This is a genomic window from Paenibacillus riograndensis SBR5 (assembly GCF_000981585.1).
GTDB lineage: Bacteria > Bacillota > Bacilli > Paenibacillales > Paenibacillaceae > Paenibacillus_AQ > Paenibacillus_AQ riograndensis.
In genome coordinates, this window is the sequence record NZ_LN831776.1 from 5228102 (window position 1) to 5251472 (window position 23371).

Sequence of the window (23371 nt, forward strand, 5' to 3'; positions counted from 1 at the left end):
AAAGGACGGCGAAGCCGTTTCCACTTGTTTATTCCGGTACTTTAAATACCGGGACAAGCCGTCCATCTACATCAGTGAAGCCGTATTTTTCCGCAAGGCTGCCTACCTGCTGCGGGATTCCCGTCATGGCCAATACCTCCGGGTCAGCAGCCAGCCGGACCACGGCCCGGCCGATATAGGCTGTGGACTCACTGGTCTGCAGCTCTGCCACGTCCTGCCAGTGCTCTTCATCTGTATTCAGGCTCTCCAGAACCAGTTCGGTCCGCATCCAGCCGGGCGAAAGCGGGATCACGGCTATTTTGTCTGCCGCAAGCTCTACAGACAATCCAAAAGCCATGCGTACCAGCGCATTTTTGGCCAAGTCATAATAAAAGTTGTCAATATATTTGTAGTGGTCCCAATACGTTGTATGAATAATGATTCCACCGCCTTCCCGGTTGCTGCGCATCAGCGGAACGGCGTAATAATTCGTCATAAGCTGCGCCCTCACTCCCGCATCGAACATATGGCTCCAATGGTCTGTAGGCAGCTCCCAGAAGGGTTTGCTCGCGATGGACCGCTCGTTGCCGCCCCACACATTGTTGACCAGGATATCCAGCCTGCCCTGCTCTGACGATATCCGCCCGATGACGGCTTCTGTCTCACTATCCCGGGTATGGTCGCAGCGGACCGCTTCCCCTTCTCCTCCAGCCGCCCTGATCTCGTCCAGCACACTGTCAATGGTTCCTTTACGCCGGTCCTCTTGCGAAAGCCCCCTGCTTCTGCCTGTAATGTACACGTACGCTCCCGCTTTTGCCAGCTCCAAAGCGATTCCCCGGCCGGCTCCCCGGCTTCCTCCGGTAACCAGTGCCACTTTCCCTTGCAAATTAGTCATCATTACCGCTCCCCTCATGATTCTTGATCCTGGTTTTATGTGTTCTTGTGTTTGCTATAGTTATCATAAACTCTATATATGACATCAATTGACATATAAATATGATAAACTGAAAAAGATTGAAATTAAGGTACCCCTGTGAGGAGGACGTTATGAGAGCCGACCGTTTATTATCTATCCTGCTTCTGCTGCAGAACCGCGGCAAAGTCACCTCCCGTGAGCTTGCCGGCACCCTGGAGGTGTCTGAACGAACGATATTTCGTGATATGGAGGCGCTGAGCGCCTCCGGAATCCCCGTATTGGCTGAAAGAGGCCGGGAAGGAGGCTGGATGCTCACAGAAGGCTACAGGACCTCGCTTACCGGCATGAAGCCCAAAGAAATAGGCGCACTGCAGCTCTCAGCCGATCCGTCCATTTTACAGGATCTTGGTATTCATGAGGATTACACGCTCGCCACACGCAAGCTGGAGGCTGCTGCCACTGCGAATACATTCCCTTCAGCCAACTATTTTAACCAGCGCATTCATATAGACAGTGAAGGATGGGTTCCCTCCAAAGAGAGTTTCCCCTTTCTCTCCGAATTGCAGACAGCTCTCTGGGAAGACCGGAAGGTAAATATCTCCTATCTCCGCAACGGGGAAGTAAAGAACAGAAAGATCGGACTGCTGGGTTTGGTGGCTAAACAGGGGGTCTGGTATGTTATCGGGGAGCATGACGGGCAATTCAGAACCTACCGGGTCTCAAGAATCATTGCCTGTCAAAAGATAGATGAAGCTTATACCCGGCCTGACGATTTTGAGCTTACAAGCTATTGGGAGTCATCCAAAGTATCCTTCAAATCAGCCCTCCCCAGCTATAAGGCCAAATTTTCATTGCAGTCTTCTTCCCTGCCAGTATTAAGCCAGGAACGTTATGTTACAGTGCTATCCATGGAGGATTCTCCAGGTTCTGCGTGGCTAAAGGTTGAAGCAGAGTTCAACACCATAGAAGCAGCTTGCCGGGTGATGTTGTCCTTAGGTCCTAATGTGATCGTCGGGGAACCGGAGGAATTGCGTGCCAGAGTATATAAGGCTGCCTTAAAAACAGTTCTGCTGGGCCGCAGGGTAAGGCGTTCCCTTCCGGGAAATTCCCAACCGCAGCAAGAATAGGCACTTGGTCCGCCCAGGAAAAGATAGCCGTTTCCCGTAATAATTTATGTCAATTCTTACAATAGACCTAACGTCCTGAAATCGCCTATAATATTACAATACTCAACATATTTATTAGGGGGAATAGTTATTATGGACTGGATGAACAAGCTTCCGCTAAAACAGAGAATTGTTGCCGGTTGTTATCTGATCGCCGCATTATTTGCAGTTCCTGTACTGATCACTTTATTGATCATGGGCAAGATTGTTATCGGAATTATACTGGTAGCGGTATTGGCAGCTCTTACCTTCCCTCTTTCACGCTTCATTGAGAGAACGCTTACATCTTCGTTTGACGACATTTCTAATGTTACACACACCATTGCAAAAGGCGACTTTACCAACCGGGCCGACGAGAACGGCTCTATGGGGGATATCAGCCGGTCCTTCAATACCATGATCGATAAGCTGAAAAAGATCCTTACCGATGCTTCGCAGATTACCCGCCAGGTTATGGATGCCAGCCGCGGCATTGAAGACAAGAACCAGAATCTGAAGATCGTAATGGCCCAGGTCGCCTCTTCGTCCAATGAACTGGCTCTTGGCGCAAATGAAATCTCCGTGGACATTGCCGACATGACCGAATCCATCAAAGACATAGAGACCAAGGTCTCCAACTATACGAGCTCGACCAAGGAAATGAACAGACGGTCTGTACATACATTGGAACTGGTTGAAAAAGGACGGCAATCGGTGGATACACAAGCCGAAGGCATGCGCAAGAATATACAAGCCACCCAGAAGGTGGCCGACACGATTGAAGCACTCTCCCAAAATGCCCGGGGGATTACCATGATCACCAAAACGATCACAGAAATCGCCGAGCAGACCAACCTCTTGTCGCTCAACGCCTCTATTGAAGCAGCCCGGGCCGGTGAACATGGCCGTGGTTTTGCTGTCGTGGCCCAGGAAGTACGCAAGCTGGCCGAGGAATCTACCGCCTCCACTAAAGAGGTGTTCAGTCTGGTGCGCAGCATAGAGAACGATATCAAGCAAGCGATTGAGAATATCGCCATTAACGAGGAAGTCGTTCAGGTACAGAATGAGATGATCATCGAAACGGCGAATATTTTCGCACAGATTGTGCAAAGCGTCCAATACATAACCGAGCAAATTGCTTCTTTCTCTGCCGAAAGCGACCTCATGCTGGAGAGCGCACTCAAAATCTCCGGCGCCATCGAAAATATTTCCGCAATTACCGAAGAAACGGCGGCGGGAACGGAAGAGGTCTCCGCAGCGATGAACGAGCAAATCCATGCCTTGCAATCCGTTGCCGAGGAGACTGAAAAAATGACCCAAGCGGTGTTCCAACTGCAAAAAACGATTCATATTTTCAAATTTTAACTGTTACGTGGAGACTGCCGTATCCTTCCTGCGGCAGTTTTTTTATTCACAAAATTTTCGCTGTTATATTCATCAGTTACAGTTTTTTTGCATTAGAAGAGCCCCTCCATTCTTTTGCACTTCTCTCCTTTTGCCTGCTTCCTTTTTTGGAATGCAAATATTTGCAGATGAACCGCTCTTTATTCAGTGGTCCTTTTTACATAGTGAATTTTACAATGCGTTCCATTATTATGGCTGACCAACCCTTCTGCAAGTGAATTTATAGTTCAAAATCCTCATTTTTAGATTATTTCAATATTTCTTCACAGTTTGCATTTTTGGACTTTTTTTCATTAGCTCTTTTTTCTCATTCATTCTTATATATATACAAAATTATACTGTTTTTCACATGGATACGATCAGGCAGGATTCGCCAAAATACGAGGTTATCAGCACAAATATATTGACAAAAGCTGAGTTAGAAATATATTGTAAAATAAAAAAAGGTATTATTTTCTTTAACACATATTGGCAAAATTCACCGAAAGGGAATGACGCAAAGCCATGGATCTACAGTCTCATTTCTATGGGACCATGACAGCCAGGTTGCTGAACAGCCGAACGTCCGGGTTTTCCTGCGTTCTCTATGGTTATTTACGCAGCCAACCTGTGCTCTCATGAGTACAGGTTTTCTATTTTGCTGAATAAATAAAAAAAACATTGGGTGGGGTGGATTTCCTTTGAAAACAGTTTCAGATTATATGGCTGAGGCACTACGAAACCTCGGTGTAACACATTCCTTTGGCATAATCGGCAAGTCTATTTGTCCCGTAGTCCTGAAAATGGTGGATTACGGCATTGAATTTATTCCGGGGAGACACGAATCCAGTTCCGGGTTCGAAGCCGCCGGCTATGCTCTCAAAACAGGTAAACTCGGAGTGGCTTTTGGGACCTCCGGACCGGGGGGTACCAATCTTCTCACCGCCGCAGCACATGCGAAGGCGAACAATCTTCCCGTACTTTTTATAACAGGCCATCAATCCATCAAGGAACTGGGAATTCCCCAGTGCCAGGATTCTTCGGCTTATCTGGCCGATCTGGCGGACATGTTCAGACCCGCGACCCTTTACAGCAAGCTGGTGGAACGCGGCGATCATTTCGGCACGATTTTCAATCATGCTATCTCCATTGCCTTGAGCGGACAACGGGGACCGGTTCATCTCTGTATCCCGTTTGATGTGCAGACCGAAGTGCTGGAAGAATGCCGGATTGTTATCCCTGAGCGCGAACATCTGGTCAGTGCCGGTAATTTGGAACGCGTACTTTCTGCCATTAATGAATCAAGCCATCCTCTGATCATTGCGGGCAAAGGGGTCAATCGTTCCGGCGCGCACGAGGAGCTTCTTCAACTGGCTGAAACCTTCAATATTCCGGTGGTCACCTCTCCCGGCGGCAAGGGTGCCATCGCCTGGGATCACCCGCTGTATCACGGCCCCATTGGTGTCGGCGGCTGCAAGCATGGCGAGGATTTGTTAAACCGCAGTGATGTGTTCATCGTGCTTGGCTCTCGTCTCAGCGATATGACCATCTGCAATCTTAAGGCAGAGAATCATCCGAAGACATTGATCCAATTTGACGTCGACCCTACCTTTGTCGGAAAAATATTAACCTCAGAGACAATCGCTGTAAGCGGGGACTTACGCGACAATCTTGCGTTCTATCTTCAGAATTTTGATTCGGCTGCTATTAAAAAGCACGAAACAGAAACCGATGTTCATTATGCGGAAGAGTTGCCGGTTCTGCCCAAGCTTTCGCTTGCTTCGGTCATGGACGCATTAAGCGACCTGATCCCGTACAACAACACCATTTTTGTTGATGATGGCAGCCATGGCTTCAATGCCGCGAAATGGTACAAGGTCAAAAAGCCCGGCAGCGTTGTTTTTGATGCCTATTTTGCCTGCATGGGCAATTCCATCGGGATGGCTATCGGCGCTAAAGTGGCTTCACCGGAAGAAACAATTTTATGCATTACCGGTGACGGCTGCTTCATGATGCTTGGCACAGAAATAAATACGGCCGTGTGCAAGGACATCCCGGTGATTTTTATCGTCGTGAACAATATGCAGCTCGACATGGCGTTAAAAGGCATGGAAAAAACAACAGGCAGAATCGACGGCACGATCTTCGAAGTTCCAATGGATGCCGTGAAGTTTGCTGAATCCTTGGGGGCCACAGGCTACAGATGCGAGACTCTGGAACAATTCACATCTGCTATCCATGCTGCAGTAGCCTCTAACCGCGTGGCTGTAATTGAATTGCTGACTGACCGTACTGAAGTGCCTCCGACGGCCCATCGCACCTTGAATCTCAACTAAGAATCAACAGCGGCAAGGACTCTCCACTCATGATTGCTCCTTGCCGCTCATTACTATTCAGGAGGCATCTCTGTGGAAAATACGATTAACAGCGGTCTCAGGCACTTTTCCAACCTGTCTGGCAATTACGGTGCCAAAGCTCTGGCTCCAATCAAGGAGCATTTTCCGGAGCTGGCCGAGTATATCATGGGCAACGCCTATGGTGACATTTTTCAGCGCACAACGATTGGTTCGGATTGGAAGGAAATTGCCGTTATTTCATCCCTGATTACCATGGGACAGTTCGAGCAGCTCGGAGTCCATTATGTGATGGCGCTCAGCGTCGGAATGACTGTGGATCAGATCAAAGGTATTTTGCTGCATCTGGTGCCCGTTGTCGGTGCGCCCAGAGTCATTTCAGCTTTTAATGTGCTGCTTGCCACACTGGAGGAAATCGAATAACTTTTTTCGACTTTTTTGTACACAATTCGACTTTATTCTTGCATATTAGATAAATATATGATTATATGGAAGGGAATTTATCCCAAAACTAAGCTTAAAATGTCGAATTAAGGCATAAAATTCTAAGGTTGCCGGATAGATTCAATACTGAAACACATTCAATTTTGGGAGAGATGAGCACATGGGTAAATTTATTTTGAAAACCGATTCCGAAAAAAAAATCATTAATATCGAGCTAGAAGGGACCTTCTCCAATGAAGACGGCCTCAAGTCGATCCAAGCCTATCAGCAAACCGTCAACCCGATTACCCCTTCAGAATATGCGCTGCAGATAGACTGCAGAAAACTGAACGTGACTGCTCCTGATGTCGTGCCATTGCTGGAAGGATGCTTCGTCATGTTCAAAGCGGATGGCTTCGAAAAAGTAAGCCTGACTCTTGAAAATAACCCGATCCTCAAAATGCAGCTTGCCCGTCTGGGCCGCAAAGCGGGACTTGAAAATCTGGAGATTACTTCGACTGCTCAGGTTTAAGTTATTGTCCGGCGGATCACAAATCTGCAGGAGAAGCGGGTTTTGTACAACTCTATGGCTGTGAAGAAGCGCACATAATACTTTTAGGGGGATTAACCATGGCCGGGATACGAATTAAGGATATTGATATCTATCATCCAAGCAAAAAGATTGGCAACGATTTTTTCATACAGCATTTTGACGAAAAGGGTATTGATATCCGTGGACTTCTGGCTGCATTGGGCCGTGAAAGCCGGTATAGCATCGACAGCAGCGAAGAAAACTCTCTGACTATGGCTTTTGAAGCAGCCAGCAATGTGCTGGACAAGACGGGACTTACCGGTGCCGACATTGACCTGATTGCATATGCCAGCCAAACTCCTGAATATATTTTCCCGACCAACTCTCTCATGATCCACCGTTTGATCGGCGGCCCGTCCCATGCCATTTGCATTGACAGCAACGCGAACTGTGCAGGCATGACCGCCTCGGTAGAGCAGGTAAGCCGTCAGATGATGGCCAATCCGAGAATCCGCCGTGCGCTGGTCATCGGCTCCGATCACGTGGCTCCGCATGCCGACAAAAATGATCCTGTCTACTACGCCAACTTCGGCGACGCTGCAGCAGCTCTTATTCTGGAAAGGGATGAACATTCCGTAGGCTTCATCGATTCCATCTATCAGACCGACACTTGTGTCTATGGCAACTCGATGTTCCCCGCTGAAGGCTTGGCTAACCTCGGAAGAAATGGTGTAGCCGCCGGAGAGTTCAATGTGAAGTTCATTCCTTTTGATGATTCGATATGTGTGGATGCTGCCTCTGAATCGATCAATACATTGCTTAGCAATAATGGCATTGACCCTGAATCGATCAAAGCCGCTTGCTTCTCGCAGCTGTCCCTGCCTAATATCCGCGCCGTTTCCGGCAAAACAGGGATCGGCGACGACGTCGCTGTCTACATCGGTGATGAATTCGGCTATACTTCTACAAGCAGCCCTTTTGTGGCCCTTCATAGAGCAGTAACTACAGGAAAAATTGAACGCGGCGATAAGGTCCTGTTCTGGACCGTTGGCGCGGGCTGGCAGAATGTAGCGTTTGTAATGGAATACTAGTTTTATTCATAAGGGTCTGGTCGTAACTACGAGGAATGTTTGGACTTCCGGTCGCTGTTGTCTGCAGATTTCTTCAATTTATACCGCTTTTCGCGGTTGAAATCCGCAGACAAAGGCGGACGCATTCGCTCCTCCAGTTCCAAACTTCCCCTCCGCACTTCTGTCCCTTTTAAAATTCAACTTGATCAACAAAGCGGTCCGTAGGCAGATGATCTGCCTACGGACCGCTTTGCTGTTAGCTCATTATGTCTGTCAAAAACCTTTATACGCGCCCTTCATGCTTCTCCCAGCCCATGGTGCGCGATACAGCGTCCTGCCAGGCATGGTAACGGCGCTCACGCTCCTCAGCCTCCATAGACGGAGCGAATATCTTCTCTGCCTTATTGAAGCTCTCCAGCTGCTCCCTGTTCCAGATCCCGGACGTTAGGCCAGCGAGCAGGGCAGCCCCCAGCGCTGTCGTCTCTGCGTACATGGTACGCGTCACCTCGCTGCCCAGAATATCCGCCTGAAACTGCATCAGCAGATCGTTGCGCACTGCGCCGCCATCGACCCGCAGTCCGGTCAGCGGCATTCCGGCGTCTTTTTCCATGGCGCCGATGACATCCCTGGACTGGAACGCCAGGGACTCCAGAGTCGCCCGCACCAGATGGCCTGCCGTCGTACCGCGGGTCAGGCCGAACACGGCTCCGCGGGCATACATATCCCAGTAAGGGGCTCCAAGTCCTGTAAAAGCGGGTACCACCACAACGCCTTCACTGTCCTCCACCTCCCCGGCCTTTTCCTCCGAATCTGCCGGACCTTCAATCACGCCCAGCCCTTCATGAAGCCATTGGACTGCGGCTCCCGCTACGAACACGCTGCCTTCGAGCGCATAATATAATTCATCGCCCATGCCCCAGGCCACCGTGGTCAGCAGCCCATGGCTGGAGGCTACGGCTTCAGTCCCGGTATTCATGAGGATAAAGCAGCCGGTGCCGTATGTATTTTTGGCACTTCCGGCCTCCAGGCAGGTATGCCCGAATAAAGCAGCCTGCTGGTCTCCCAGTACGGAGCGAATCGGAATCTCCACCCCGAACCATTCACTCCCGGCAGCTCCAAAATCTCCGCCGGACATCCGGACTTCCGGCAGAATCGCACGCGGAATGCTCAGCTCTTCCAGCAGCTCCTCATCCCATCTCCGCTCATGGAGATTATACAGCATGGTCCGTGAAGCATTCGTAACATCCGTAGCGTGCACAGCGCCTCCGGTAAGCTTCCAGATCAGCCAGGCGTCGATGGTTCCCCCCAGCAGCTCGCCTTGTTCCGCACGCGCCCGCGCTCCAGGCACATGATCCAGAATCCAGGCCAGCTTGGTTGCCGAGAAGTAGGCATCCACTACAAGGCCGGTCTTGGCGGCAATGGTATCCGCAAGCCCGCGCCCCTTCAGTTGCTCGCACTGTTCGGCTGTACGGCGGTCCTGCCAGACTATTGCCGGATAAATCGGCTTCCCGGTGGCCTTATCCCACACCAGCGCGGTTTCCCGCTGGTTGGTAATACCAATGGCCGATATCTCCGCAGCGGGCTTCCCGCTCTCGCTGATAGCCGCTCTGGCCGCTGCGAGCTGAGTTTCCCAGATCTCATCCGGATCATGTTCTACCCAGCCGGGGCGGGGAAAGGATTGTCTGATCTCATATTGCCCCTGCGAGACCATACCGGCCTCCTGGTCGAACAAGATCGCCCGTGAGCTGGTAGTGCCTTGGTCTAATGCTAGAATCATCTATATGTGCCCTCCTAGAACTGGCTTGATAAACCTGGCGGTATGTTCCACGATGAACAAGATTTATGTGGTGATTTCAACAAAAAGCACCTCTGCATTCAGAGGCGCTGTCATACATTGTCTTGGCATTACTGTTTTTCGACAGGAAGCCGCAGAAGAAACTCGGTGCCTTCCCCCAGCCTGCTGGAAGCAGTGATTGTACCGTGATGGGCCTCGACGATATTTTTGACAATCGCCAGCCCAAGTCCGGTCCCCCCGGACTCTCCGCGCACGCGGGCCTTGTCTGCTTTGTAGAAGCGCTCGAAGATAAAAGGAAGATCCTCGGGAGGAATGCCTACCCCTTCATCACGGATGGCGATCTCCAGGTAACGGCGGCCCTCCAGAACGGCAGTGGACGTCAGAATCGTAATGCATTTGTCCGCAGGCGTATGCCGAAACGCATTGTCCAGCAGATTGGTCAGCACCTGCTCCAGCTTATCCTCGTCAGCGGCTTTGAGCAGCAGTGTGTCACTGCCGGACTTCAGCTCAAGCTGAAGCCCCCGCTCCTTGGCCCGGACGGAGAATTTGCGGTAGACGCGCTCCAGCAGTTCCCCCATATCCACCGGCACCTTCATCATATCGGTATGTCCGGCTTCCATGCGGGCCAGATCCAGCAGATCCTTTACCAGCCGTCCCATCCGCAGCGACTCGTCATGGATAACCTGAACCAGCTCGCTGCTCTCTTCGGGCGAGGAGGCCATTCCATCCAGCAGCGCCTCGCTGTAGCCCTGCATCATCGACAGCGGCGTGCGGATCTCATGCGAGACGTTGGCCACGAAGTCCCGGCGCATTTTCTCCAGCTTGACCTCTTCGGTAACATCACGCAGTACAGCTACCACTCCGCGAATGGTATCTTCTGAATACAGCGGAGCCATATGAACCGACCAGACTCCTTGGCGGACATGCACTTGAGAGCGCTGATCCCCTCCCTCACGGAGTGTGCTGAAGAACAATGGGCGCAAAGGGGGCGGTACCTCACTGTCACTCGCCCCTTGCGGGTACAGCTCGGATTCATTCTCCAGCTCCCAGTCCAGATCGTTCCATCTCTCCAGCAGAGCCTGACCATGCGGGTTGGTCAAGATGATCTTCCCGATAATGTCAAAGGTGAGGACCGCATCGCTCATGCTGCGCAATACACTGGACAGATGGCCCTTCTCGTGGTTCAGGCTGCGGATGTTTTCTTCCAGCTCTTCTGCCATATGATTAAAGGAAGTGGCCAGCAGGCCGATCTCGTCACTGGTAACCAGCGTCAGTCTCGTCCCGTATTCCCCCCGGCGGATATTGTCCGCCGCTTCAATCACCTGCTGCATCGGCTGGGTAATCTTGGTGAACAAGAACAAGGCAAAGAACGTCGTCAAGGAAAATCCCAGCATACAGGCATACATAAACAAACGTTTAATCGCCCCGGAATTGGCGAAGTTGCTGTCGATATAGGGCAGCAGTAAAAGCCCCACTGTGATCAGCACGACAGCAACCAGACAAATAATCGTGATCCACAGCTTGCCGACAAGACTTCTCCAGAATATCACTTATTTAGGCACCTCTAACTTATAGCCTACTCCCCAGACTGTGGTGATCATCGCTGCCGATTCCGGTGATACTTTGTTGAGCTTCTCGCGAAGCCGCTTGACATGTGTATCCACGGTGCGCAAATCCCCGAAGAACTCATAGTTCCACACATCCTTCAACAGCTCTTCGCGCGAGAACACCTTATCCGGGGAAATAGCCAAATAATGCAGCAGCTCGTACTCTTTTGGAGTCAGGCTGACTTCCTGGCCCCCTGCAGTTACGCGGTGTGCATCATGTTCAATGATAAGGTGCGGAAACACGATATTATTGCTGGAGTTGCTCTCTTTGGACAAAAAGGCTGTCGCGGAGGAACGGCGCATAATCGCCTTCACCCGGTAGATCACTTCGCGCGGGCTGAAGGGTTTGACCACGTAGTCATCCGCCCCCATCTCGAAGCCCTGCACCCGGTTGATCTCCTCGCCTTTGGCTGTCAGCATCAGAACCGGCGTCGATTTGACACCTCTGAGCCGGGTCAGCACTTCAATGCCATCGATTCCCGGCAGCATCACATCCAGCAGAATCAAGCCGTAATCATTGGCCGTTGCTTTGCGCAGAGCGATTTCTCCGTCTTCTGCTTCGTCAATTTCGTAGCCTTCTTTTTCAAGATACATCTTCAGCAGGCGGCGAATGCGCTCCTCGTCATCCACCACCAGTATTCTGTTCAAATGCTCTGCCATTTCACAACAACCCCTTCATCAATTACAGTACAACGTTACCCCTACTCTTCATTGCCGCTTCGGCACACACGCAAACTCAATCCGTTCCTGCATAGGAATGAAGTCCGGCGATGACCAGATTAACGCCAACCAGGGTAAACATTACGACCAGAAAGCCGAGTACGGCGAGCCAAGCGGACTTGCGTCCCTGCCAGCCGCGTGCCAGACGTAAATGCAGGTAGGCACTGTAAAACAGCCAAGTGACCAGAGCCCAGACTTCCTTGGGGTCCCATCCCCAAAACCGGCCCCAGGCCACCTGTGCCCATATCATTGCAAAAATCAAAGCCCCCAAAGTAAAAATCGGGAAGCCGATGGCAATCGCCCTGTACGTAATTTCATCAAGGTCATTCTCATCAATTCCATCCAGTACGGGATGAATCGCTCTGCCCAGCGGTTTGCGGACAGCCAGACGCAGAATTCCGTATAAAAGCAGACCGGAAATCAGTGACCAGAGAACCGTGTTGAATTTTCGACCGGCGTTCACGCCATTCATCCAAGAAGGCGCTTCAAAAAGCGGCTTTTTCATTCCAAGAAACGACTGGAAGCTCTCAATTTCGCTATGGTAAGGTGCCACAATAGGCGGCATTTTGTAGCTCACTTTCTCTATTGTACTATCTCCCTGCCCAGGGCTGTCAATCGTTACATTGGATCTGACGAAAACCGTTTCGTACCCTGCGCCGCGAAAAGCAAATACTGATCCAAGAAACCCAATTATAACAATGATTGAGAACAGAGTAAATTCGACCAGGCGCTGCTGCTTGCGGTCATTCTTCTCCTTGCCGGCGAAGTTCACAGTGCGCAGCAGATACATCAGTCCGGCCGCAAAGCCAACCGCGAAGAAGGATTCGCCCAGCGCGGCCAGCGTGACATGGATATTCAGATAAATGGATTTCAGTGAAGGAATCAGCGGCTGCACCTCTTGCGGGAATACCGCCGCATAAGCCATGATAATAATCGAGATCGGCACCGCGAAGACACCGAGAATGATTTTGCGGTAAATCGAGAAGATCACGGTAAAAGCCACCATGACCATCATGGATAAAAACGTCATGAACTCATACATATTGCTCACTGGAATATGCCCTGAGCCTGCCCAGCGGGTGATGAAATAAGCAAGGTGGCAGATCAGGCCCAAAGAGGAGACGATAAAAGCGATCCTGCCCCAGCGGGCGGTATGCTCCTCCGGCTTCCTTCCGGACCATTTGCGGCCCATTATAGCAATCGTGAACAACATGAACGACCCGCTGTACAAAAAAAATGCGGCTATAAAGACGTCACTGCTGAAATCGAGCAAGCTCATGCCAGGCCTCCCCCGTTGTCCAGAGATTTTTCATCCACTGTCAAATCTGTCTTCGCCAGAATCGAAACAATCTCGCGGCGGAAGCCGAACCAGTTCTTGTTCGTATGGCCTCCGAGTACCAGCTCGCCATGATTGGCTGCCAGCCATATGCGCCTGTGCTGCCAGTAGAACCCGAGAATCAGTCCAAGCATGACAATACCTGCCCCGATCCAGACAAAAGGCATCGCGCGGTCCACACGAATGTTCAGATACGTCGTGGATTCCGAGAAATCCACATCACTCATGTCACCCACCTCAAGCTCCAGGAACCGCCCGCTGCCGCCAAGCTTGTCATTGATGGCTGTCATCTGGAACTTTTCCTTGTCAACCTGCTTCGGAAAATAAAAATACTGCTGCCCTCCGGCCGGCAGACCCGGCCCTGTGATCAGAAACAGGAAGGCTGGAGCGTTAGGGTAAGGAGATTTGGACACTGGCTGCCCCTCTTCGTTCAAACCGAAGTCCATATATTTTTCTTTCAGTGACAGCGTATAAGGGCCTGCCTGAAACGTCCGCTTCGGATTGTTCATATCCAGCTTGAACTTGCCGTATACCTCGCCACTCTTCGCATTAATGAGTTCCGGCTGCACTGAGCGCAGCACCGGGGTGAGGTCATAATCAAACTGATACGCTTTCAATCCGTTGTAGCTGAGCGGCGAATTCACCTGAATATTATGCCTGGCCACCTCGGCCAGCTGCGGTTCCTTGGAGGGATCGGTGCAATCCGCCGTGCATTCATAGAGAACTGCCTTGGTTTCGTACAGTTTGGGAAGGATCTTGGTCCCGCGGAATTCCTTGGGCATTTCCTCCTCTGTATAGAACTCCACGGTAAACTTCTCGTTTTTTAGATAGTAGGTAGTATCCGGAATCCGGACCGTGTCACCCTGCGGAAACGCAAGATGCTGATCCATGTTCAGACCGGGCAGCCCCCGGGCCAGCACAGCCAGCAAAAAAATAATCAGGCCAATATGTATGACATAGGGGCCCCAGCGGCTAAAGCGGTGCTTCTCGGCCAGCAGTGCGCCTCCGTCGGTACGGACACGGTAGCCTTTCTTCTGCAGCGGCTCCACCATACGTGCAACCCAGGCTTCCGGTTCCTCCTTCAGCTCAGCGACCAGCGCCACCTTTTGGCGGGTCAGGAACTGGCGGTGCTTCCGGATCTTCTGACGGGTGAGCGCCTTGTAAAGGGGCAGCACACGGTCCAGGCTGCAGATCACCAGCGAGGCTCCAATGAGCACAAGCAGCAGCACGAACCACCAGGACTCGTAGGTGTGCGAAAGGCCGAGTTTATAATAAATCTCCCCGGCTGTTCCGTACTTTTCTGGATAATAGGTAGATGCATCAATATTGAGAAATGTGCTCTCCTGGGGAAATATCGTTCCCAGCATGGAACCGAGCAGTGTCAGGACAATCAGGTAAATGGCGATCTTGACCGAGGAAAAAAAGTTCCACACCAGGTCGATCACCCCGGGATTCACCCGCTGTGAACGGCGGGCAACACCGTCATACCGCATTTCGAGGTTTGCCGAAGAGAGCTGCTCGTCCCTGTCCAGCGGCTTGCCGCAGGCTTCGCAGAGGACCGTGCCTACCGGGTTCTGGTGGCCGCATTCACATTTGGTATTGCTGATCAGTGGCGTACGCTCCTTCACGGCTCCACCAGCTTCCTGATCTGATCATCAAGCGTGCTGAGATCCAGCTGTCCGATATGGATGCTGTCCACCCTGCCTTTGGTATTAATGAAGAAAGTGGTTGGAAGCGGTGACACGCCGTAGCTGCGGACAGCATCGCGGCCGGTATCCATGACAACCGGAAAATTAATATCGACTTGCTTGACAAAATTCTCCACGGTCATCTGGTCCTCGCCGACATTTATGCCGACAACCACTACGCCCTGCTCCTTCCACTTCTCCCACTGGGCCTGCAGAGCAGGCATCTCTTTGACGCAAGGGGCGCACCAGGAACCCCAAAAATTAAGCACAACAGACTTCCCCTTGTATTCGTCAAGCGTATGGGTCAGACCGTCTAATCCAAGCAGCTCAAAGGAAGGGGCTTTACCGCCTTCCCTGGGTTTTCCGTCCCCTCCGAACACCGAGGAACTGATTGCATAACCCCCGAGCAAAATAATCACGAACAGAATGATGATTTGAACCGGCTTTCTCGCTTTGCCCACATGCCAGGCCCCCTTCTGTGACGCAACTCATTACTTTAGTTGATAGGTGTGAACATCCTATGAACATTATAACGAATATTGTCACCGAATTAGGAGAAGAAATTGTGAACATTATGTGTCCTTGCGCGTTGGGTTCGCTTTCAGCATACCGGCTTTGGCAATTTGCTGGAGATGATTGATTTCATCCTTGGTCAAATGGCGGTAGGAGCCGCGTTTGAGATTTTGCAGCAGAATATCGCCGAAGGAAATCCGTTTCAGGCGGATGACGGGATGGGAAATAGCTTCGAACATCCGCCGGACCTGACGGTTGCGGCCTTCATGGATTGTAATGCTGATGACCGATTCTTTATTCTCTTCATCAACGTCTTTATATTCCACTTCTGCCGGAGCGGTCATCCCATCCTCCAGCTTAATGCCGGCTTTGAGCTTGTCCAGCGCGGTGCCATGCGGTACACCCTTGACCGTGGCCAGATAGGTCTTGGGCACATGATGCTTCGGATGCGTGAGCAGGTTGGCAAACTCCCCGTCATTCGTCAGCAGCAGCAGCCCTTCCGTATCGTAATCCAGACGGCCCACAGGGTATACGCGCTCTTTGATGCCTTTGAGGTAATCCGTTACTACCTTGCGTCCCTTGTCGTCGGAAGCGCTTGTAATTACACCCTTGGGCTTGTTGAACATAATGTAGATCTTGTTCTCGCCCCGGATCAGTCTACCGGCGACCTTGATTATATCTGTTGCGGGGTCCACCTTCGTGCCAAGCGTAGTTACGAGTTCCCCGTTGACTTCCACTTTACCGGCCAAAATCATTTCTTCACACTTGCGTCTTGACGCCACACCTGCCTGCGCCAATATTTTTTGTAATCTTTCCATTTTTGACTATTCACCTCAGGTTAATGATAACCATCAGCGGGATAAATCACAAGTTCATTCCATGGAAAAAATGCTCCCGGACAGGTTTTGGTATGGGTTTCCACAACAAGCGGGTCAATTTGATAACGCGCAGCCAATTCCAGGATAAGCTTGCCGGCCGCAAACAGCTGATTTTTCCGCTTGGACAGAGGCGGGAGCGTGTTCTCCTCCCCGTAGTTGCCTTCCAGACACACATGAATATACTCCGGGTCCGTCAGCAGAGGTGCAGCATAAATGGAACCATCTGTTGCAACCCAAAAGTCAAAGCCCTTGCCATTAATGGACGGACAGCGGGAATGATGCAGAATAAAGCCTTTATACGCCATCGTATGTCGGCCTCCCTCCGTGTTGCTGCAATAGCATATGTACGGAGGGGGAACGGGGTGAAATGCGAACATAACATTACCGGGATGTAAGGAAGCAGTCATCTAAATCGATTGTTCGGAAGCCGGGAGGTTCTTACACTTAAGACGACAGCTGATCACACTATATTTTTGATACGGAGGAATAATTAATGCTGCTTACAAGAACATGGGAAAAACGGATCATCACCGCTGTATCTGCCGTCGGGCTGCTGCTCGGAGGTTCAGGTTCCGTGTCAGCCGCACAGCCGGCTCCGAACCCGCTGCCTTATGCGCACGAGATTAAATCGCTGACAAGTGAGGATTACAGCGATCTTTCTTTTTTGAAGCCGCTGCTGAAGGACAAAACCGTCGTCAGCCTTGGCGAAAATTTCCACCGGGTTGGCGAATACGACAGCATGAAGACGAGATTGATAAAATATCTGCATGAGGAGCTGGGGTTTGAGGTTATCGCTTTTGAGTCGGGGCTGGCTGAAGCCTCTGTCGTCAACGATGTGGCTGATGAATTGACTTCAGCAGATATGATGGAAAATTCCATTTATGGTATCTGGCAATCCGCAGAAACCCTGGAGCTGTTCAACTACATCAAACAATCCCGCCAGACGGACAAGCCTTTGCAGCTGGCCGGATATGATATGCAATATACTTCCCCCATGCTAACGCTGGCGGCCCGCAGCTTTATTTCCAAGGTCAATGCCGCTTATGGCAAAGAATTCATGGACTTTGATAACGAAGCCACCGGGAAATTTAATGAGCTGATGAATCAATACAGCCTGGTGACCAAAAGCAATCCTGTTTACCAGCAGAAGGTACGCCAGCTCATCCAAAAGTATGTTCCAAAATACAAGGAATACATTAAGTTCATTCAGGAACACCGGGAACCGTTAGACGCTGCTTACCCCAATGCGCCCCACACGGCAGATACCATCCTGAAAGGGCTGGAGGACCGTGTGGCAATTTTCACACAGGCTCAGCTAAAGGATGTGCGGGAAATTTACGAAGCCCGGGACAGAATCATGGCTGAGCATGTGGAATGGCTGATGAAGGCCAGATACCCCGGCAAAAAGATCATTCTGTGGGCCCACAATGACCATTTGGCTAAAAACACCTCAGACATCCGTGTCTTCGAGCAAGGGAAGTGGCAAAACAGTTTTATCAGCATGGGCGAACTGCTGCATCAGAAATTGAAGGATAAAATGTATGTGATCGGCTTGTATATGAATCGGGGCAAAGCGGCAGCCATTTCAACCTTGAAGGAATTCCCGATCGGCCCGATGCCAAAGGGGACCCTGGAAGCGAGAATCATGCAAAGCGGATATTCCCGGACCTTTGTTGACCTCGCCGGGCATACCAAAGCAGGCCCGGGCAACAGCTGGATGTTTCAGCCGCAATATGCTGCTGAAGACGGGCTGACCAGAGAGGTTATTGTTCCAATGGCGATGAAATTCGTGCCGAAGGAGCAGTTCGACGGCCTGATCGTCATTGATAAAGTATCCCCGCCAACCCGTACCTATTAAGGGGAAATTCAATGGCTTGCTAGCTGAACGCCAGCAGACACACGGCAATCGAGGCCGCGAAGCCGACGATGTCTGAGAAGAGGCCGACCTTGAGGGCGTAACGGCCGTTGCGGATGCCTACAGCGCCGAAATAGACGGTCAGTACATACAAGGTCGTATCCGTGCTGCCCTGGATGGTAGAGGCAATCATGCCAATCAGGGAATCAGGCCCGTGCACGCTGATCAGATCGGTGGTATACGCCAGCGAGCCGGTGCCTGTGAGCGGACGCAGGAGGCCAAGCGGCAGCACTTCCGGCGGCACGCCTATTCCCTTCAAGGCGGGAGCGATGAAGCCCATTATGAAGTCTAGCGCGCCGGAGGCGCGGAAGACGCTGATGGCGACAAGCATGCCTACCAGATGGGGAATAATGGCGATGGCCGTGCCAAAGCCGTCCTTGGCGCCTTCGACAAAGGACTCGTAGACCGGGACCTTGCGTGTAAAGGCGTATAGGGGAATGAAGGTAATCATGACCGGAATCGCCCAGGCCGAGATAAGACTGATTAGCTGGAACAAGGCAGGCTCACCCTTTCAGAGAAGAATACGGCAGCGGAGTGCTCCCTCTGGCAGCATCTCCGGACCTCGCGGCCGGCGGTCCGGGCGGCCTGCGCAGGATAGCCAGGCGGCGGCACAGCCGGTCGGCGGCGATGGCGGCCAGGGTCGCCACCGCCGTGGCCGCCAGTGTAGTGCCGACGATGGCAGCCGGGTCGGACGAACCATAGTTCAGCCGGATGGCTATCAGCGTTGCAGGAATCAGGGTAATGCTTGCGGTGTTCAGCGCCAGCAGGGTACACATGGCTGGAGTTGCCGTCTCCTTGTCCGGGTTCAGTGTCTGGAGCTCCTGCATCGCCTTGATGCCCATCGGCGTGGCCGCATTGCCCAGACCGAGCAGATTGGCGCTCATGTTGGAAAGGATATAGCCAATAGCCGGATGGCCCTTCGGCACATCCGGGAACAGAAAGGATACAACCGGCCCCAGCACTTTGGCAATCTTCTTCAGCAGGCCGGCATCCTCCGCGACCCGCATCATTCCCATCCAGAACACCAATACACTGATCAGGCCAAAGCTCACGGTAACCCCGCTTTTGGCTCCATCGAATACCGCAGCCGTAAATGCATCCATGCGGCCGTTCACGGCCGCAAACACAAAGCCGATAAGGATCATCCCCAGCCAGATTCCGTTAATCATATGCTTCTCCCCCAATTCTCCCGTTACTGTTTATTTCCCGCGGCGCCTATCTGGAACAGCGCCCGCAGCGCACTGCCGAGTGCCTGCAGCCAGTTGTCTGCCGGATAGGCGGCTGCTCCTGCGTGTTGGAATCTTTTCTCATAGGGCGACTGCTCCGGAGGCAGCCGGTCCGGCATATAGACCGGAACCCGGCCGATCTCCTTGCCACCTAACTGCAGTACGAGTGCCCCCTTGATGCCAAAGCTGCTTCTTCGCGTATTCTTATTCTCCCGGATGAGTTCCAGCTTGGTCACAAGCCTCGCTTCCTCCCCCTGTCCAAGCGGATAGGCAAACGTTCTGGCAGGGACAAAGCTGTAGCCGCTGATGCCTTCACCGCGCTCGACAAGCGTCTTCAGCGGATAGTGATTGAAGCCGTAATCCAGCAGCACGGCATGGTCATTCCAGTCATTGCCGTCATTCAGCGTAACGGCGACCAGCTGCTGGCCGCCCCGGGTGGCGGAGCTGACGAGGCAGCGCAGCGCTTTTTTGGTATACCCCGTCTTTACTCCATCCGCCCCTTCATACAGGCGCAGCATTTTATTTTTGTTCAGCCACTTATAATCCCATGGCTCATACGGGTTATCCGCCGTTTTCACCTGGGTCTTCACAATCTGCTTGAATACCGGATTATGCATAGCATAGGCTGTAAGCACAGCCAGGTCATTGGCGCTGGAATAATGCCCTTCCGCATCCAGTCCATGGGGATTAGTAAAATGCGTGTGCTGCAGCCCCAGTTCCTCCGCCTTGGCATTCATCAGATACACAAAACCTTCTTCCGATCCTCCGACATGCTCGGCAATGGCTGTAGCCGCATCGTTGCCTGAACGCAGCATCAGTCCATAGAGCATATCCTCCAGCCTCATTTCTTCCCCCTGCTTCAGGAACAGGGAGGAGCCTTCCTTGGCAAAGGCATTTTTGCCGACCTTGACCTTGGACCGCAAATCTCCGTTCTCTATGGCAACTAGCGCAGTCATAATTTTGGTCAGGCTGGCAATCAGCATAGGCTCGTCCCCGCGGCTGCTGTACAGAAGCCTCCCGGACGCTACATCAATCAGCGCGGCAGCCCTGGCATGGGTAGTAATCGTACTATTCTCAGCCCGGACCAGAGGCTGGGGAGCCGCACACAGCAGCAGTGCGCACAATATTAGAACCAGCAGTACCTTAAGGTTAGATGTCTTCATGTTCATCCTCCGGCTTCTTATCTGTTCACTTGTGTTGTACAAGTGTATGCGGGGCTACGGGATGGTATGTCCATCTCTTCCCCACAAGCTCTATCATCACAAAAAGGGACACCGCCTAGTGAGGCGATATCCCTGTTGTCTGCCGCTGCATCCTTCAGGTACATCCCATAACGCTAATGAGTCGAGGAATCTGAAGGGACAGGGGTTTTAACCGCTTTTTCGGTACCCGAAGCTACTACTTGTGAACCTACAGGTGTGCCATTCTGCGGCGAAGCGTCATTCTGGGACGATCCGCTGCTTGGGAACATGGTCTGAATTTTGTCGATGAGACCCGGAGTCGCATCAATAATTTTCTCGAACAGATGGGTCTGGTTATCCAGCGGCACAATGTGAACCCCTTCCCTGCCGACCACAAGAAAGGCGATTGGCCGGATGGATACCCCGCCGCCGCTGCCGCCGCCGAACGGAAGCATTTTGACGCCGCTTCCAGCGCCATTGATGCCGGGGGCATCATCTTCGACACGGTAATCACTACCGCCTGCGGCAAAGCCGAAGGCAACTTTACTGATCGGCAGAATCACACTGCCATCCGGAGTTTCTACCGGGTCGCCGACAATCGTGTTGACATCCACCATGCCTTTAATATTTTCCATAGCGGTCTGCATGAGACCTTGAATCGGGTGCTCTGACATCTAAGTACTCCTCCTCTGCTGTTTGAAAGATAAGGGAATTACCTACTCTTGTACAGTCTGCTCATATATCGGGCATGATATGTACGCACTCTAATAAAAATACGGGCGAAATAAAGCTGCCGGCTGGCGCTCTAGCCAGAAATAACCTTCGCAATTTCGCCTCACATAAAATCCGCTTAAGAGGCCAGAATGATGGCTAAGCAGAAAAATGTGCATAAGGAGGCTGAGCTATGGATTTCGCGAAAATTTGGCAGGCGGATATGGAAGGCAACGGCTTGCTGCCATTGATTAAGGGCGGGAGCGACACGCAAAAAGACCCCCAAAAGGGATACGTGATCGTAAACCTGAATCCGCAGGATGGCGAGGCTGGGGGCGGGAACGGGAAGAATCAAACCACCGTTTTTAAGGAGGTCGTTATCCCTGACGGCAAACGGTATAGTTATGATCTGTTCAGAAAGCTGAAAAATAATTACAAATCGGTGTCCGGCGGGAAAGATGCGGTTTCGGCTGCAGAACATGAGCAAATTCATGAATTTCTGGCCTATGCCGCAGTGTCGGCACCTTTACGCCAGGCCCGCAAGTATGCCGAGGATCACCATCAGATTAAGGCCGGATGTTCCAAAGAAGAATGGGTGGAGACGCTTCGATCGATCTGGTTCCAGCCCAGTAATGACGGCACCTCATTTTTTGAGCATGTTTTTATTGGCGAGCAGGGCAGCAAATGGGGCGGACATCAATTCTGGTACAGCTACCATTTGAATGAGGGGCCTGATGAGACTCTTCAGAAAGAGGATTCTAACATTGTTATCAAGCTTGCCGAGGCTAGGCAGACTGTTAAAAGCAGCCTGGCCGAAGTTATCTCCATAAAATATACACTGGAAGAAACCAGCAAGAACGGGGACAAACAGACCCTGACCACAGATATCGGCGGATTGTTTGTCGGGATCAGTGCGGAAGGGCTGATGGCTCTGGGAACAGTAGCGTATCTGGATGGCCGGGCCCGGATTCCTGTGGAGCTTAACGGTACGTCCTTTGATCTTATTATGCACAAAACGGGGGACCGCGAAGAGAAACCGCAAAGCTTCTACCCTCAAATAAAAACACCTGTTCACGCTTAATGTCCGGAACAGAATTGAAAATTCCCGGCAGCCCGCAGACTCCCTGCGGCGCTGCCTTTTTGTGCGGAACCGCCGCAGCCGGCTTAATCCGCTTCCTCCTCTGAGGAAGCCTGGGGGCTGCGGCTAAGCAGCTTTTTCCAGTACCGCAGCCCTCCCGGTACCTTGGAGGCCCGCCGCAGAAGCTGAAGCCCTGAATAAAAGGCATAGCCCATTGAAAGCTTACCCGCGCATACCGCCTGGGTGGAGAAGGACAGCTCATCTGAGAACACGGGTGCAACGAACATCCGCGGAGCTTTGATCAGCCGGACCTGCCTTGATAACCAGCCTGCCAAAGTCCATTTCAGCCCCCAGAACGCTCCCGCTGCCGTCGCCGTATATGCCGCATCGCCCATTGAGAAATCGGTAGACCAGTCAAGCTTGGTGATCTGGACATGGGCCAGTGTATCCTTCAGCCATTTGTTCAGACCGCGCGTTGCCTTCATCGCTATACGGATATTCTTCAGCCATTCCGCAACCGACTGCTTGTCGATTTGCTCTTCAAGGTCTTGATCCTTCCGGACCGGCGCAATGCCGCTTTCCTCCAGCTTGACTTTGATCCCCTTCTCAATTCCCTGGAACACGAGCGCAGGCAGCTCATAGTGAAATTTGACCAAGCCAAATAGAGCTTTCAGATCTAACTCTATCCGGTCATCTTTGCCCAGCCTGCACACCCGGAAATGAAAATGTATGTATGAAGTCAGAATCACCAGCAGCACTACAATCACTAGCAGCAGCAGCGCCAAGGGTATTGCCAGCCATAACGTCACGAAAGTAACCTCCATGCAACCAATAATAAGGAGCCTTTGAATTAGTATGGCATTCAGGGCTGGAAAAAATTCCGCGCTCATGCAAAAAAGCCCCATAGCCCATCCCTGATGC

General features: G+C 51.8%; 22 protein-coding genes and 1 riboswitch. Of the genes, 8 read left to right on the forward strand and 14 right to left on the reverse strand.

Features of this window, described 5'->3' with window-relative positions:
* Window positions 1–28: 28 nt before the first annotated feature.
* Entirely contained in the window at window positions 29–877 is an 849-nt protein-coding gene (locus PRIO_RS22230; protein ID WP_020427506.1) for an SDR family NAD(P)-dependent oxidoreductase, read from the reverse strand.
* 149 nt (window positions 878–1026) lie between these two features.
* Here PRIO_RS22230 and PRIO_RS22235 point away from each other — a divergent pair, with 149 nt between their 5' ends.
* The 6 genes from PRIO_RS22235 (at window position 1027) to PRIO_RS22260 (ending at window position 7823) form a co-directional block, all read left to right on the forward strand.
* Window positions 1027–2022, forward strand: a complete 996-nt coding sequence (locus PRIO_RS22235; protein WP_020427507.1) for a helix-turn-helix transcriptional regulator — start codon at window positions 1027–1029, stop codon at window positions 2020–2022.
* 132 nt (window positions 2023–2154) lie between these two features.
* The gene (locus PRIO_RS22240) at window positions 2155–3405 is read left to right on the forward strand and encodes a methyl-accepting chemotaxis protein (protein WP_020427508.1); all 1251 of its coding nucleotides are present in this window, start codon (window positions 2155–2157) and stop codon (window positions 3403–3405) included.
* Between the two features lie 499 nt (window positions 3406–3904).
* Window positions 3905–3998: riboswitch (cyclic di-GMP riboswitch) on the forward strand.
* Window positions 3999–4124: 126 nt separating this feature from the next.
* Window positions 4125–5759: a thiamine pyrophosphate-binding protein gene (locus PRIO_RS22245; protein WP_020427509.1), complete on the forward strand. Its 1635-nt coding sequence runs from the start codon at window positions 4125–4127 to the stop codon at window positions 5757–5759.
* 72 nt (window positions 5760–5831) lie between these two features.
* Entirely contained in the window at window positions 5832–6200 is a 369-nt protein-coding gene (locus tag PRIO_RS22250; RefSeq protein ID WP_020427510.1) for a carboxymuconolactone decarboxylase family protein, read from the forward strand.
* Window positions 6201–6381: 181 nt separating this feature from the next.
* Window positions 6382–6732: a hypothetical protein gene (locus PRIO_RS22255; protein WP_039787125.1), complete on the forward strand. Its 351-nt coding sequence runs from the start codon at window positions 6382–6384 to the stop codon at window positions 6730–6732.
* Between the two features lie 98 nt (window positions 6733–6830).
* Window positions 6831–7823, forward strand: coding sequence for a 3-oxoacyl-[acyl-carrier-protein] synthase III C-terminal domain-containing protein (locus PRIO_RS22260; RefSeq protein WP_020427512.1), 993 nt, complete (start codon window positions 6831–6833; stop codon window positions 7821–7823).
* A gap of 262 nt (window positions 7824–8085) precedes the next feature.
* Here PRIO_RS22260 and glpK read toward each other — a convergent pair whose 3' ends face one another.
* From glpK to PRIO_RS22300, 8 genes are all read right to left on the reverse strand, one after another.
* Complete coding sequence (gene glpK / locus PRIO_RS22265; protein ID WP_020427513.1) at window positions 8086–9579, reverse strand: glycerol kinase GlpK; 1494 nt, start codon at window positions 9577–9579, stop codon at window positions 8086–8088.
* 128 nt (window positions 9580–9707) lie between these two features.
* Window positions 9708–11147: a HAMP domain-containing sensor histidine kinase gene (locus tag PRIO_RS22270; RefSeq protein WP_020427514.1), complete on the reverse strand. Its 1440-nt coding sequence runs from the start codon at window positions 11145–11147 to the stop codon at window positions 9708–9710.
* Window positions 11148–11864, reverse strand: coding sequence for a response regulator transcription factor (locus tag PRIO_RS22275; RefSeq protein ID WP_020427515.1), 717 nt, complete (start codon window positions 11862–11864; stop codon window positions 11148–11150).
* Window positions 11865–11940: 76 nt separating this feature from the next.
* Window positions 11941–13203 carry a cytochrome c biogenesis protein CcsA gene (ccsA, locus tag PRIO_RS22280; protein ID WP_020427516.1) on the reverse strand — a complete coding sequence of 421 codons (1263 nt, stop codon included), beginning with the start codon at window positions 13201–13203 and terminating at the stop codon, window positions 11941–11943.
* The gene (gene resB / locus PRIO_RS22285) at window positions 13200–14870 is read right to left on the reverse strand and encodes a cytochrome c biogenesis protein ResB (protein ID WP_046507289.1); all 1671 of its coding nucleotides are present in this window, start codon (window positions 14868–14870) and stop codon (window positions 13200–13202) included. Before resB ends, ccsA begins: the two co-directional genes overlap by 4 nt.
* A gap of 14 nt (window positions 14871–14884) precedes the next feature.
* Window positions 14885–15409 carry a thiol-disulfide oxidoreductase ResA gene (gene resA, locus PRIO_RS22290; protein WP_020427518.1) on the reverse strand — a complete coding sequence of 175 codons (525 nt, stop codon included), beginning with the start codon at window positions 15407–15409 and terminating at the stop codon, window positions 14885–14887.
* A gap of 111 nt (window positions 15410–15520) precedes the next feature.
* Window positions 15521–16279, reverse strand: coding sequence for a pseudouridine synthase (locus PRIO_RS22295; RefSeq protein ID WP_020427519.1), 759 nt, complete (start codon window positions 16277–16279; stop codon window positions 15521–15523).
* A 20-nt stretch (window positions 16280–16299) separates the two neighbouring features.
* Window positions 16300–16644, reverse strand: coding sequence for a peptidoglycan recognition protein family protein (locus PRIO_RS22300; protein ID WP_020427520.1), 345 nt, complete (start codon window positions 16642–16644; stop codon window positions 16300–16302).
* A gap of 188 nt (window positions 16645–16832) precedes the next feature.
* Between PRIO_RS22300 and PRIO_RS22305 the strand changes: the two genes are divergently transcribed.
* On the forward strand, window positions 16833–18197 hold the full coding sequence (locus PRIO_RS22305) for an erythromycin esterase family protein (protein ID WP_020427521.1): 1365 nt from the start codon (window positions 16833–16835) through the stop codon (window positions 18195–18197).
* A 19-nt stretch (window positions 18198–18216) separates the two neighbouring features.
* On the opposite strand, the gene PRIO_RS22310 is transcribed toward PRIO_RS22305, so the two are convergent.
* The 4 genes from PRIO_RS22310 to ytfJ form a co-directional block, all read right to left on the reverse strand.
* Window positions 18217–18705, reverse strand: coding sequence for a spore maturation protein (locus PRIO_RS22310; protein WP_046507292.1), 489 nt, complete (start codon window positions 18703–18705; stop codon window positions 18217–18219).
* 52 nt (window positions 18706–18757) lie between these two features.
* Window positions 18758–19423 carry a nucleoside recognition domain-containing protein gene (locus PRIO_RS22315; RefSeq protein WP_046504739.1) on the reverse strand — a complete coding sequence of 222 codons (666 nt, stop codon included), beginning with the start codon at window positions 19421–19423 and terminating at the stop codon, window positions 18758–18760.
* A gap of 23 nt (window positions 19424–19446) precedes the next feature.
* Window positions 19447–20649, reverse strand: coding sequence for a D-alanyl-D-alanine carboxypeptidase family protein (locus tag PRIO_RS22320; protein ID WP_039787129.1), 1203 nt, complete (start codon window positions 20647–20649; stop codon window positions 19447–19449).
* 167 nt (window positions 20650–20816) lie between these two features.
* Window positions 20817–21335, reverse strand: a complete 519-nt coding sequence (gene ytfJ, locus PRIO_RS22325) for a GerW family sporulation protein (RefSeq protein ID WP_020427525.1) — start codon at window positions 21333–21335, stop codon at window positions 20817–20819.
* A 230-nt stretch (window positions 21336–21565) separates the two neighbouring features.
* Here ytfJ and PRIO_RS22330 point away from each other — a divergent pair, with 230 nt between their 5' ends.
* On the forward strand, window positions 21566–22453 hold the full coding sequence (locus PRIO_RS22330) for a hypothetical protein (RefSeq protein WP_020427526.1): 888 nt from the start codon (window positions 21566–21568) through the stop codon (window positions 22451–22453).
* An 83-nt stretch (window positions 22454–22536) separates the two neighbouring features.
* Here PRIO_RS22330 and PRIO_RS22335 read toward each other — a convergent pair whose 3' ends face one another.
* Window positions 22537–23259: a DUF2953 domain-containing protein gene (locus PRIO_RS22335; RefSeq protein WP_020427527.1), complete on the reverse strand. Its 723-nt coding sequence runs from the start codon at window positions 23257–23259 to the stop codon at window positions 22537–22539.
* Window positions 23260–23371: the final 112 nt, after the last annotated feature.